14 protein-coding genes and 3 tRNA genes are annotated in these 12,756 nt (G+C 38.5%); all 17 read right to left on the bottom strand.

Annotation, left to right across the window (positions count from 1 at the left end):
- Positions 1-24: 24 nt before the first annotated feature.
- On the bottom strand, positions 25-693 hold the full coding sequence (locus tag VMW39_05810) for a hypothetical protein (GenBank protein HUW23528.1): 669 nt from the start codon (positions 691-693) through the stop codon (positions 25-27).
- Positions 686-1,243 (bottom strand): DUF6036 family nucleotidyltransferase, encoded by a 558-nt coding sequence (locus VMW39_05815; GenBank protein ID HUW23529.1) that lies wholly within the window; start codon positions 1,241-1,243, stop codon positions 686-688. The genes VMW39_05810 and VMW39_05815 overlap by 8 nt, the downstream gene beginning before the upstream one ends.
- 255 nt (positions 1,244-1,498) lie before the next feature.
- Positions 1,499-1,573: transfer RNA gene (locus VMW39_05820), tRNA-His, on the bottom strand.
- 5 nt (positions 1,574-1,578) lie between these two features.
- A tRNA-Arg gene (locus tag VMW39_05825) sits at positions 1,579-1,655 on the bottom strand.
- A gap of 4 nt (positions 1,656-1,659) precedes the next feature.
- The gene (locus VMW39_05830) at positions 1,660-2,685 is read right to left on the bottom strand and encodes a mechanosensitive ion channel family protein (GenBank protein HUW23530.1); all 1,026 of its coding nucleotides are present in this window, start codon (positions 2,683-2,685) and stop codon (positions 1,660-1,662) included.
- Positions 2,686-2,799: 114 nt separating this feature from the next.
- Positions 2,800-3,186, bottom strand: coding sequence for a DUF302 domain-containing protein (locus VMW39_05835; protein HUW23531.1), 387 nt, complete (start codon positions 3,184-3,186; stop codon positions 2,800-2,802).
- Between the two features lie 239 nt (positions 3,187-3,425).
- A complete protein-coding gene (locus VMW39_05840) occupies positions 3,426-4,625 on the bottom strand; it encodes a hypothetical protein (protein ID HUW23532.1) in 1,200 nt (399 codons plus the stop codon).
- Positions 4,622-4,918: a hypothetical protein gene (locus VMW39_05845; GenBank protein HUW23533.1), complete on the bottom strand. Its 297-nt coding sequence runs from the start codon at positions 4,916-4,918 to the stop codon at positions 4,622-4,624. Before VMW39_05845 ends, VMW39_05840 begins: the two co-directional genes overlap by 4 nt.
- Positions 4,919-5,037: 119 nt before the next feature.
- Positions 5,038-5,436 (bottom strand): hypothetical protein, encoded by a 399-nt coding sequence (locus VMW39_05850; GenBank protein HUW23534.1) that lies wholly within the window; start codon positions 5,434-5,436, stop codon positions 5,038-5,040.
- Between the two features lie 236 nt (positions 5,437-5,672).
- Positions 5,673-6,803 carry a glycosyltransferase family 4 protein gene (locus VMW39_05855; protein HUW23535.1) on the bottom strand — a complete coding sequence of 377 codons (1,131 nt, stop codon included), beginning with the start codon at positions 6,801-6,803 and terminating at the stop codon, positions 5,673-5,675.
- 20 nt (positions 6,804-6,823) lie between these two features.
- The gene (locus tag VMW39_05860) at positions 6,824-7,441 is read right to left on the bottom strand and encodes a DUF4202 family protein (GenBank protein ID HUW23536.1); all 618 of its coding nucleotides are present in this window, start codon (positions 7,439-7,441) and stop codon (positions 6,824-6,826) included.
- Positions 7,434-8,753, bottom strand: coding sequence for a CDP-alcohol phosphatidyltransferase family protein (locus tag VMW39_05865; GenBank protein HUW23537.1), 1,320 nt, complete (start codon positions 8,751-8,753; stop codon positions 7,434-7,436). Before VMW39_05865 ends, VMW39_05860 begins: the two co-directional genes overlap by 8 nt.
- 1 nt (position 8,754) lies before the next feature.
- Positions 8,755-9,858, bottom strand: a complete 1,104-nt coding sequence (locus VMW39_05870; GenBank protein HUW23538.1) for an inositol-3-phosphate synthase — start codon at positions 9,856-9,858, stop codon at positions 8,755-8,757.
- 101 nt (positions 9,859-9,959) lie between these two features.
- On the bottom strand, positions 9,960-11,342 hold the full coding sequence (locus tag VMW39_05875; protein ID HUW23539.1) for a radical SAM protein: 1,383 nt from the start codon (positions 11,340-11,342) through the stop codon (positions 9,960-9,962).
- An 87-nt stretch (positions 11,343-11,429) separates the two neighbouring features.
- Positions 11,430-11,508: transfer RNA gene (locus VMW39_05880), tRNA-Pro, on the bottom strand.
- A 119-nt stretch (positions 11,509-11,627) separates the two neighbouring features.
- On the bottom strand, positions 11,628-12,218 hold the full coding sequence (locus VMW39_05885; GenBank protein HUW23540.1) for an XTP/dITP diphosphatase: 591 nt from the start codon (positions 12,216-12,218) through the stop codon (positions 11,628-11,630).
- Between the two features lie 12 nt (positions 12,219-12,230).
- Positions 12,231-12,756: ribonuclease PH (gene rph / locus VMW39_05890; protein ID HUW23541.1), on the bottom strand; the 526-nt coding region annotated here is incomplete at its 5' end.

Consider the following 12,756-nt stretch of genomic DNA (forward strand, 5'->3'; position numbering starts at 1 on the left):
AAATGACTCTGCCCCCTTTTTTATTTATTCCAATAATTTCTGGGATAAGCGATGTAATTCTGGATTAGCCAAAGCTAAAACCTTCTTTTTCACTACTCTAGAAAAATATTCTTTTTCAGTCTTTGTTAATTTTTCTCCTTTAAGTTTCTTCAAAAATAATTCTTTTTGCTTAGGCGAGAAAACTTGAGACAGTGAATATTCAAGACTAAACTCTTCTTTTATAGAAAGCCAGTCACTAAGTTTTGATTGCACTTGACTAAAATAATTATTAAAGGTAGATTTAAGTCTTTGGCTAGACACAACATAAGGTTTAACTACTAAATCTTCATCTTTTTTAAGTTTTTCTAGAAAACTATTGAATTCTTTTTTTCTATCACCTGGTAGAGATTTATAAAATTTGTCCGCCCAGGAGAATTTTAGATTTAAGACTTTATAAAGAGCAAGTGACATAACCATTAATGAAACCAAATAGGACTTATCAACTGGTTTCTTTAGATACCCTTTGACCATATCATAATTGAACATTCCCCTTTCCGCGCTGTTACCTAATACAACAGGAAAACCCTCCCAAAGACGAAGATCTTTACTTTTAACCACATCCGCCAAGGTCGCATTCACATCCTGCGCCTCTTCAGTCTCAAATAATGGAAACCCCAACATACTTAATCTTTTGAAGAGATTTTTATTAGCCATCGCTTAAACCTTCTTTTTTGATAATTTTTAAGAAATATTCCAAATTATTATTTACTTTATCTTCTGAAACATCAAAAGAAGCTGTCTCTCTAAAACGCTTCACTAGCAAATTCAGATCTATTTCTTGTCTTTTATCTTTCATTAGAGAAAGGCAATCCTCTATATCTACCGTAGTCGCTCTAAACAACTTAACTATAATAAGGTCGTAATAATTAAGCACCCCTAAATAAATATGGCTAAATTCTCTTATTAAAATGTGATTTCCTTTATCTAATGGTGAATCTAATAATTCCGTAGTATGTACCTTCTTGCCTCTAAATAAATCAAAAATAAAACCATCTCCCCTTGTCCAACCCCAACCACTTGCAGATTTATAGCCGAGTTGTTTTAAATTGTTTATAAGATACTTATACTCAGTTAAATCCGGCACAATTAAATCAATATCCTTGGTGGATGCTTTCACTCCCAAAAGTGTCAACGCAGTTCCTCCACAAGCAATCAAATGAACTTTTCTTTTAAGAAAACTATCCCAAACGCTAATTTTGTCCAATAAACCCTGTTTATCTATCCGGTAATTCATACAATTAATTGTATATTTTTATACAATTCTCTGTATTAAAATATACAATATATCTCCTAATATGTCAAGGGGAATTTTTTAAAAAGAAGAAACAAAACATATCCAGGGGCACATTTTGAAAAATGGGTCGTTTATCCTGCCCGTTGCCCAAACTGTCCCAAGAATTCTGTAAAAATAAAAATGACTCTGCCCCCTTTTTACTTTTTAATCAGCAAAATGAGAATTTGGGGTGGATGACGGGAATTGAACCCGCAACCACATGGACCACAACCATGTGCTCTACCATTGAGCTACACCCACCATCATGGCACCCTCGGTCCGACTCGAACGGACAACCGACGGCTTAGAAGGCCGCTGCTCTATCCAATTGAGCTACGAGGGCACTATTATTTTGCTGAATAGATTTTCCTTACCGGCCAGGATATTTCTATATTTTCTTTATCGTATCTTGCTTTAAGCGCTTTAACAAATTCATGAGTAACCAAATACCTGGCCACAAACTCCTCCACTCTCAATATTATGGAGAAATTAATGTTTGAATCGCCAAATGTGTGGTATCTAATAAACGGTTCAAATGTCTTTACAGCACCAGGAACTGTCTGTTGGATTTTTCTGGCCACATCTACTGTAACCTTCTCCACTTTTTCCAGGTCAGAACCATAAGCAACACCACATTGTAGTACAATGGACATTTCTTGCACCGGCATATAATTATTGGTGATAACACTTTCAGCGATTTTTGAATTGGGAACGATCACAATAGTGTTGGGTAAGGTTCTGATGCGAGTCGACCTCCAGCCAATATCCTCAACATATCCTGCTATATTCCCCTCCATTTCGATGTAATCACCAACATTTATCGGTCTATCAGAAATAATATGCACTCCGGCAAAAAAGTTTGAGAGAGTATTTTGCAGTGCCAGACCAACAGCCAAACCGCCTAAACCAAGAGTAGCAACTAGAGGAGTTATTTCAACATTAAGATAACGCAAAATCATCAGAAAAGCAATCAGATATATAACAATAGAGACTACCGTGCTAATCAGCCTGGGCGTCCTCTCAAACTCTTTCTGCACTTTTAGCCAACGAGATACCAAAACAGATAAAATCCTGGCAATAATCAAAGATAATAATAGCGCTGAAATAATAAAAAACATCCTGTTTATCCACAAAGAATAAGGTGCAGGAAAAGATAAAGATTTTAACCCAAAATAAAAGCCAACAAGAATAATAAAAATATATAATGGCTTCCTAATAACTTTCATTAGCATATCGTCGATATCAGTTCTGGTTTTTTCAGTAATCTTCTTAATGTATTTTGTCACTATGAGATTGAAAATCTTTGCAAATATAATCGAACCAATTATAATTAGCAAAAACTGAAAATATTCGTTTTCATAAAAAATGTTCATTTAACCTCTCCTTTAAATGCATATTTACCAACCCTACATACAGGATACCCCATCCTTGGGCAAGTCTTCAAAGAGCGGCTCTGGTTTTATCCCCAAGTCAGGGTAGGTCGGCATTTATAGACTATCAATCACTGTCTTCAGTTTAACTTGTACCTGTTCAGCCACATCCCGTAGCTTCGGATTCTCAATAGCTTGCATAGATGCAATAGGGTCTATTGCAGCTACTTCTATCTTTCCCTCTGAAATTTCTTGAACAACCACATTGCAAGGCAACATTAATCCAATCTTGTCCTCCGCCTGTAACGACTTATAAGCAAAGGGCGGATTGCATGCACCAAGGATTTTGTATTTTTTGAAATCCACATTCAGCTTTTTCTTCAGGGTTTCCTTGACGTCGATATCCGTGAGGATGCCAAAACCCTCTTTTTTCAGTTCCTCAGTCACTCTGGTAATAGCTTCGTCGAAAGAAATATTCAAGATTTTACTGAAGTAGTAACTCACGGTAATTCCTCCTTATACAGTCCCGTCAATTTTTCCTGAGCTGACTCTACCATAGCACATCTACAACACCAGTTCCAAATGGCGCCCGCAATGGGAAGTGCCGAATAGGTTATCTATTTTACATATTTTAAGTACGTCGTTCAATCGAAATTCAGTTAATTTTAGTTTTGGAGTGTCCCGACAAGTCGGGACAAAGGTACCCCGACTTGTCGGGGCGTTTTACACTCCATTATATAATTTCATTGGGATATTCTACAATTTTCGAACAAATAATTAACTAAATTATTTAGACTACAGCTTAACAGCGTGATATATTTGTCGCCAGCCCCACAATAGAGGAGGAGCTTACCATTCCTTACAATAGCACCTACGGGAAAGATTACTGCTGGCACATCAACCGCATATTGGTTGTTACCATAGAGTTCATAGGGCTTTGCTGGAATGAAGATTGGGTTTTTGGTTCTCGAGAGAACCTTTTTGGGATTCTCCGGGTCTAACAAGCTTGCGCATATGGAATAACCTCTTTCAATCGGCTCTCTAAGTCCGTATTCCCTCGCGATGTCTGAACCTATTTTCCCTACAGCATGGTATATAAACAGAAAGCCCCTATCCGTGTTGATGAGAGGATTAGCTGGACCTATTTTTTCCTGTTCATGCGGGTATTTCCCAGCTTCAAGAAATAGATTTTCCTTTCGCTGTTCATATATCTTTTCCCAATACTTTACGTATCTGGAAGGATTTAATAGTTGCTCTATTCCTTCCTCGAGTAAAGCCAGATGAATGTCAGGATGAAATCTCAAGAATATATACCATTTCTCATTGACAAGAAAGGGAATTGCGTTTCGGCTATCAAAAGACCCAATCATTCCATGATAAGTAATATTGGCAAAATCTTTTGTAGAATACACGGCTACTCTATCAGTATTTCCGCCCGTAGTAAAGGGGGGCTTTGTTTTGCCGCAGCCGATTAGCAAATACTTCTGATTGTACTTGATAATTCTTATGTCTTCTATCCCATAGATAAAATCCTGATGGTCTGTGCCGTCGCCCCGGATGACTGTATTTTTAAGCCTCTCGAATTTGAGCCCATCCTCACTAATCAAAGGCCAGATTTCCGAAATATAGTTTTCGTCAGGCCGGTATCTTTCTCTATTTAATTTGGTATCGAAATATTTTATTCTTGTATAATTCTTATGGCATCGTGGAAGAATAATCACTTTGTCCTTAAAAACTTCAGCTCCCGGGTTAAACACTGCGCCTATCTGTAATTCTTTATCCGCCTCCCAGGTGAGACCAATATCTTCAGGTTTCACAACAGGATTTTCCGGGTAAGAATCCAGTTTAAAAATAGATTCCCCTGATGCTAATTGAATGACTCTACCATTACCTAATTTTTCAATTGACTGCTCTAAAGAAGGCGTTATTTTACTTCCTGTCATAGTAGTTGATTAAACAACCTTATGAATTCTCCCGCAATCTTCTTCGGGGAGTGTTCAGTTACATACTTCTTAGCCGAAGTTAGAGTTTCGGTAATGACTTTGTCGTCTTCAAATATCCTGATTAGCAGTTTATAAAGTGCATCTTCATTTGAATATTTCATAACTTCTCTGTCAAAAAGTGAGCTAAATTCTATGTCTGAGGTCACTACTGGAGTTAAGGCACCCAGACACATCAGAATAGCACTGGGTACTACAGCTTCACCTTTTCTTATCTCATCTTTCTGTTTGTGCAAGATAGACATCGGATGCGTGAAGATAAGTATAAATGCGCTCCAGCGGAGGAAGCTCGTACCTCAACTCTATGAAGTTATAAGTTCTCAATCTTTTGATGTCTGCGACAATATACTTTGGCTCAGCTAAGATAAAGGTAGATGAATGGAAAACTCTCATTTAACCTTTGCATTACAGAAAGCATGGGAAAAATATGCAATTCTGGCGCCCATCCATAGCTGAACACTATTTTTTTGTCTAATGGTAAATCTAATTCTTTTCTTGCTTTCTGTTTATCTCCTTTGGACAAGTATCCTGTAGGATAAGGAATTATGTGGAGCTTATTTTTATCAAACCTGCTTAGCCATTCCTGCTTATAGCGATTATCAAAACAGACTATAGCGTCCCATTCAAACTCATAAAATAGAGGATTAGCGGGAAGCTTTCTTTCGTGCACTACGTAAACTATTTTTGCCTTTTTCTTAATTTCCGGGAAAATCTCTTTCAGTGATTCTAATGGCACCCACTCCACTCGTTCCACAACCAGTATTTCGTAATCTGTATCCAAAAAAGGTTGGGGATGAAAAAATGTCTCTGTATGGTCACCTTCATCACTAAAACATCTAATTACGTAAGCTTCGTCTCTGCCTACAGGTCTTATATTGTTAGGGGCAAAGACAGTTAAGCTATGCCCATTCTTTACCCATTATCTGCCAACACTTTCAGCATGAAATGATACACCACAAGCTGTATTCCACCTGGAGAGTATTGCTATTTTCATTTCAGCCTTCTTCTATACAATTCTAAGTGTTGACTTGCTACGGCTTCCCAGGAAGTAAGCTTCCGATACTCCTCTGTTCTTTCAAACACGTATTCTCCAAATTCCGGGTCTTCAAAAAGACGAATAGCTATCCTGGCAATTCCAGAAGAGTTATATGGAAGAACGAGTAGTTCATCACAAATATTCCTTAACTCCTCAAATTTAGGTATTCTTGATGCAATAACAGGCTTTTTCGCACCTATCGCCAAATGAAGAGAACCAGATGCAGAGCGGTCCTCTTCATAATAGGGAAAGAGGACAACATCACATGCGCCAAACAAATAGGGCACATCGCTATTGGGAAAAAATCTATTCGGGAATATAACGTTCTTCTGAAGAGCGAGCTCTTCTATCTTCTCATTAATATTTTCGACATAATCCTTATCTTCTTTTTTAGCGTTAAGAGCAAGACCTCCGGCAACAAATAGATATACATCTTCAACTTTCCTGCGGATTTCATCGAGCGCTTCCAGGACTATATGCAGACACTTATGGCGCTTGATAAAGCCAAACATAAGGATTATCCTACCATTCTCAGGAAGTTTTAGCTTTTTCCGGGAATCCTTCTTATTTTCATCACTAAGCTCTGTCCCATGGGGAATAACGTGAATCTTTTTTGTCGGTATTTCCAGTCGTCTCAGTATCGATGCCTGGGAAGGAAGATGGACGATGACCTCATTAGCAAACCCGGAAATTCTCTTGGCAAAATTCTCATCCACCGCTCCTCTTTCAGAAAATTGGCTTGGTCTCACACAGTGGATAGTTATAACCTTTTTAACAGTCCCATTTAATTTCTCAAGTAGGGTGGGTAACCTATCATCAAATTTGTATATACTGTATTCATGTTGAATATGGACGACATCTGTACCCTTTGTATGTCTGATGATGGGCTCTACATAGTCTTCATTTCTATCCCAACAGGGAACGACTTCAAACTTTTCCCTGTTTATAGGAGATGCTCCTTTCTCAGCTACAACCTTAATTTCTGATGCAGGGTCTACCTTTTCTATTCCATGAATGAGGTAATCAGTATAGGTAGCTATCCCGCACTGCTGAGGAAGATAGGTTGACACATATGCGATTTTCATCTCTTCCCTTTTCCCGACTCTCAGGGATGTCGGCTAATCCCCACCCAGTTTCGTTTTCTGGAGTCGGTATTATAATTATCTAACTCTCTAATCTTGTTTTTTATAAAAGAGTTAAGTTTTGGATTACGATAGTTAAACTTAGCAACTATCCGTCGCAGGCTCTGGGGCAGCCTTTTTAGACCCCATAAGCATCTTTCTTCTGTCTGTTCAAGATTATGTCGGATATGATAAAAGGGCAAACCAACATGAAAAAATGAAATGCTATCGGCATTTTTTAATACATCAGCAAGTTTTGTCCCTCCGTTTTCACGATGTCTTACAAGAAAAAACACCTTCTCAATCATTGCTTTATTCATATTGTGCTCTTTCATTATTTCTCTCATAATTTTGGCACTATTTAAGGCATGCGCATCTTTAAATTCATAATAACTCTGGTAATCTTTACGCTTAACTTTCCGTTCTTCGATAGCTCTTTCTATATCATGGCCCAAAGTTGCAATTTGCAGTGTCTCGTTAGCATCAGGTTTTAATCTACGCAGCCATTCCAATGTGTTTTTAGCATGTATTGGGTCTTCGGGTACCGAAGATTTATTAATTATTCTTATTGTTCTATTTTTTACGGTTGCTATTTTATTCATTTTTATAAAGAACGATTATTCTCCTGACATTTTCTATATTCGTTAGAAAAGCTATTGCCAGCAAGATAAAAAATGGTTGGTTGATTAAACAACCCAGAAATAGAATAAATATCCGCACGTCACGCCCGCTTCTCCAGTAAGCTTTTTCTTTGAGTTTTTCCTTCATTAACCCATCATATTTATCGGCTGTATAGCTATTCATAAACGTACCGATAATGGCAAGGAAACCGACGACCAGGGTTAACCAATCAGCATCAGAAGCGTAAACGTACCAAGTCAGTCCAAAAAGAAGAAATGCATCGGCATAGCGGTCTAATACTGCATCAAACCATCCTCCGAAATCGGTTTTTTGAAATTTTACCCGGGCTATTTCTCCGTCACAGCCATCAATAACAGATGCTCCTTGTGCCAGTACTCCTCCAATAACTAAATTAATATATCCTCCTAAAAAGAAAAAAAAAGCGCCCAGCATAGCAAGGATAAAGGAAAAAAACGACATAAAGTTTGGAGTAATATTAGTTTTTACAAGATACTTTGAAATCCTAATTGATATGGGTCTGTTTAAGTATCTTGATACAGGTCCATCAGAGGTCTTTTTCAAAGTATCCAAAAGCTTGTTTTCCGCTTTTTTAAATGTCTTCTCATCATCCACATCAATCCAGTAATCATCTTTAATATTAAATGTTTTAGCCTTTCCCTTATTGGCTAGTACCCTTATTCCCCCTGAAAGGGAGCTATCGCCACTCTTTAAACTTTCTTCGATGGCGCTGAATATTGCCGGAGAACAAAGAAAAATCCCTGTATCATAAGCGTTATATTTCTTGATATTCTTTCCTATATCTAAAATCCTGTTGTCTTCGACAAGAACTTTGCTAACATCATTAACATCAGCAAGCTTATTGGTTTTAATGTTATAATCTACAGCCAGCATAACTTCGCCATCGGCTATTCTTTCATTCTTTAGTTTTACCAGTATCGATTCGTCAAAGATATGATCCCCCATCAAAAGAATAAAATTCTCATTTAATAGTTTTTTTGCTTTAAGAACTGATAAACCATTTTCCCTTTCCCATTCTTCATTTGTGATATGGCTTATATTTATATTTCTCCTCTGGCTAAATTTGTTAAGATATTTCCTTACCTTCTCCCCGTTGTATCCTGTTACCACATAGAAATCAGTAAGACCACTCTTCTTTGCGGTTAATATCACCCGTTCGATAAAGGATAATCCCAGGAGAGGAATAAGGGGTTTTGCATCGCCCAAAGTTTTTAATCTTTTTCCTCGTCCAGCAGCGATGAGCAGGCATTTCATCTTAATTCTCCCTCTTTCCGGCAATAAATTCCTCAGTCATCCTATACGCCTCATCATCAGTAAACTGTTGCGGTGGATGTTTCATGAAGTATGCAGAAGGTGAATACAAAACACCTCCCTGCCCTCTCTTAAAAGCCAGCTTACAACACCTAATCGCATCTATTGCCACCCCTGCAGAGTTGGGAGAATCTTCAACAGAAAGCCGCAATTCGAGGTTCATGGGAACATCGCCGAAAAGTTTACCTTCCATCCTGATAAAGCAAACCTTGTTGTCTTTCTGCCAGGGCACCCAATCACTGGGCCCAATATGTATATTTTCGTATTCCAGCCTTTCAGCAAGAACCGACTGTACCGCCTCGGTTTTTGACCTCTTTTTTGAGGCAAGTCTATCTCTGTTAAGCATGTTGAGGAAATCAGTATTGCCCCCTGTATTTAGCTGGTAAGTTCTTTCTAATTTTACTCCTCTTTTCTTGAACAAATCGGATAATGTTCTATGGGTGATAGTGGCACCAAGCTGGGCTTTTACATCATCACCTATTATCGGTATACCTTTTTCTTTAAATTTATTTGCCCACTCAGGATCGCTGGCTATAAAGACAGGTATATTATTTATAAATGCCATACCTGATTTAAGGGCGCAATCGGCATAGAGCCTTGTAGTTTCTTCAGAACCTACTGGAAGATAATTTAAAAGCATCTCTACCCCTGATTCTTTTAATACATTGATTATATTTTCTTTAGATGTTTCTTTTTCATCACTTAAAATGAATGTATACTTATCGTCATAATCTTTCATGTGGTTTGCAAAACCATCGAGTATTTTCCCCATTTTCACTTTCACATTTGCTTTAGGTACATTATTGCAAAATACTGTCGTACAGTTTGGAAGTTTAAATATAGCCTCAGACACATCCTTTCCCACTTTTCTTTTATCAATGTCAAAAGCAGCCACCACTTCGATATCGTATGGTTTGTAACCACCGATGTCCCAGTGCATTAATCCAATAGCTTCTTTGCTATTTTTATTTTTATAGTACTCAATACCCTGGAGTAACGAACTTGCGCAGTTACCAACTCCTACAATCCCTATTTTGATTTTGTCCATAAACAATTACCTCCTGTTTATTGTGTTCTGTAGACACCAAAATTTCACATAACGTCTGGACATTTACGAACCCCGATTCATCGTGGTTAGGCGAAGTGAATTCAGCTATAAGTCTGATACTTCTTTCTCTTGTTGTTTAAAATTCCCCCTAAGGAAAAAATAACTATCAGTTTAACCAGATAACGGAACTTTATTATGTGAGCAGTGAATATCTTCTTTGTTATCCTTAGCATAGCAGGAAAATTATAGTAGCTTCTACTTATACGATGTCTAATAGACCTCAATATTTCTAAGGGGTATTCTTCAGAACATATTATATTGCCCTCACCCACATAATACCCTCTGGACCTGGCGATGAATTCATTTAGAGGTGAATATTTCTCTGTCCTCAATAGACTGAGATTGATAGTATCCAATTTAAGCCTTTTAGCAAAAGGGGCAATCTCCAACATTTCTGACTCGCTCTCTCCTATACAGCCAACAATAAAATAGCCATGATTATAAAAATTTATCTTCCTGATCTCAGAAAAAGCCCTCTCAGCTAAAGCAACATCAAATCCTTTTTGCATTGTTTTTAAGGTTTTGTCTTGGGCTGATTCAATTCCTATTGAAAGTATCTTAAAGCCGGCTTGGAACATCTTCTTTAAGATTTGTGGGTACTTATAAATCTCAAGCCTTAAGGCAACCACAAATATCTTTTTAATACCTTCGGCAATTATCAAATTACAAATCTCTTCGACCCTGTTCATATCTGCAGCAAAATTGTCATCTACTACAAAGATGAACTCAGCATCAATAGTCTTTAACTCTTCAACAACAGAGCGCGCTGATCTTCCATTCCAACTTCTTTTCTGTCCTAAGGGATTATTAGTAAAAGTGCAGAATTTACAATTATAAGGACAACCCCTGGAGGTTGAAATAAAGTCCATGTTTAGACCTAGGTCGATATTTTTATATAAAAGCCTATAATTAACCCGCCTCATCTTTCTATTAGGATAGACAGCGTCGTTCAACGAAGAAAGGTCACGAGTTTTATTATGAATAATTCTGCCACCTTCACGGTAGGAAATGCCGCTAATCTCCCTAAGAGGAAGGCCTGAGGCTATATCCCAAATAATCTCCTCTCCATCTCCTCTAGCAATAATATCTATATTAGAAGCTGCTGCAAAAAGCTCCTCTACAGAAACCGTGGCATATCTTCCTCCCACAATGACCTTAATATTAGAAGGAATCCGGGTAATAATGTTTATAGCAGCCTCTCGTTGGTAATCCCAGTTTACAGACAAGCAGACTAAGTCTATGTTGTCATCTTCAATAAAATCATCCAGATTCAGCTCAAACCTCATATCAATAAGTGTGACTTTCTCAACTAAACCCTCTAAGACAGTGGCAATATATTCCAACCCAATAGGAGGACAATATTTTTTCTCTGGAATTCCTTTCTGATGTGGATAAACACATAATACATTCTTATAGTAGGACATTCTATCTCTACCTATATTTTTTAACTGGCACGACTGATGTATAAAAATGGTCGCTGTCCCTATTTTGTCCCTATTTTTTCATTTTCATGGTCGGGGCGGTCGGATTCGAACCGACGACCCCTGGCTCCCAAAGCCAGTGCTCTAAACCAAACTGAGCCACGCCCCGCCTAAACAATTTATTTTATCACCTATTCTCATATTCTGTCAATGAGATTATCGCGAAACAAGTTTCGCTACTCCAGAAGACTCTGGAGTAAAAAGAAAAGCAAAGCTGACACTTTGCTGCTACAAATTATTAATTATTTCTTTAATTTTGCCGAGAGCTTGTGCTCGATGGCTTATCCTGTTTTTAAACTCTTCTCCCAGCTCGGCAAAGGTTTTGTCGTATTCTGGTAAAAGAAACAGGGGGTCGTAGCCAAAACCACTCTTTCCCTTCATTTCAAAAGCAATTATCCCTTCACATACACCCTCACAAGTTACCACTCCACCCTCGGGCCTGGCTAAAGCAGCCACGCATCTGAATTTGGCTCTTCTCTCTCCCAGAGACAGTTTCTCCATAACTTTCAACAGTTTCTTATTATTATCTTCATAGGTACAGTTATCGCCAGCAAACCGCGCTGAATGTACACCCGGAGCTCCGCTTAAAGCCTCTACTTCTAAACCAGTATCTTCAGCCAGAGAGAACTTTTTCGTATACTGCGAAACTACCAGCGCCTTCTTCTTAGCATTTGATTCCAGGGTCTCTCCATCCTCCACCACCTTAGGGCACCCGGGAAAATCGTCCAAAGAGAGCAAACTGGCATTGATACCATTGAGCATCTTCTTAATCTCTCTAATCTTGTCCCGATTTCGAGTGGCAAGCACAATTTCTAACATAAATATCTTTCGCTACTTTAAATCTCCCAGAATTTCTTTTTCCATCGTTATCAATTCCGTAATGCCTTTACTGACAAGCCCCAGCATCTCCAGTAGCTTCTTTTCAGAAAAGGTGGCCTCTTCACCAGTAGCTTGAACTTCCACGAGGTCTCCCTTTCCGGTCATAACCACATTCATATCTACTTCAGCAGAACTGTCTTCCTGAAAAGTTAGATCTAAAAGCATCTCTCCTTTAACAATCCCCACGCTGGTAGCAGCCAGGTAGTCTTTTACCGGAAAGGAAGCAATCTTCTTATCCCTTTTCAACTTTCGTATTGCATCGACCAGAGCAATGAAGCCTCCGGTTATGGCAGCTGTGCGCGTGCCGCCATCAGCCTGCAAGACATCGCAATCGATAATTATTGTCCGCTCTCCCAGCAATTTTAAATCGACAACAGCGCGCAGGGAGCGACCTATAAGCCTCTGAATCTCCTGGGTGCGTCCGGACAACCTGAACCTTTCCCTTTCTGAGCGTGTGTCTGTGGCTCTGGGCAACATC

The sequence above is a fragment of the bacterium genome, assembly GCA_035530055.1.
Taxonomy (GTDB): domain Bacteria; phylum UBA6262; class WVXT01; order WVXT01; family WVXT01; genus WVXT01.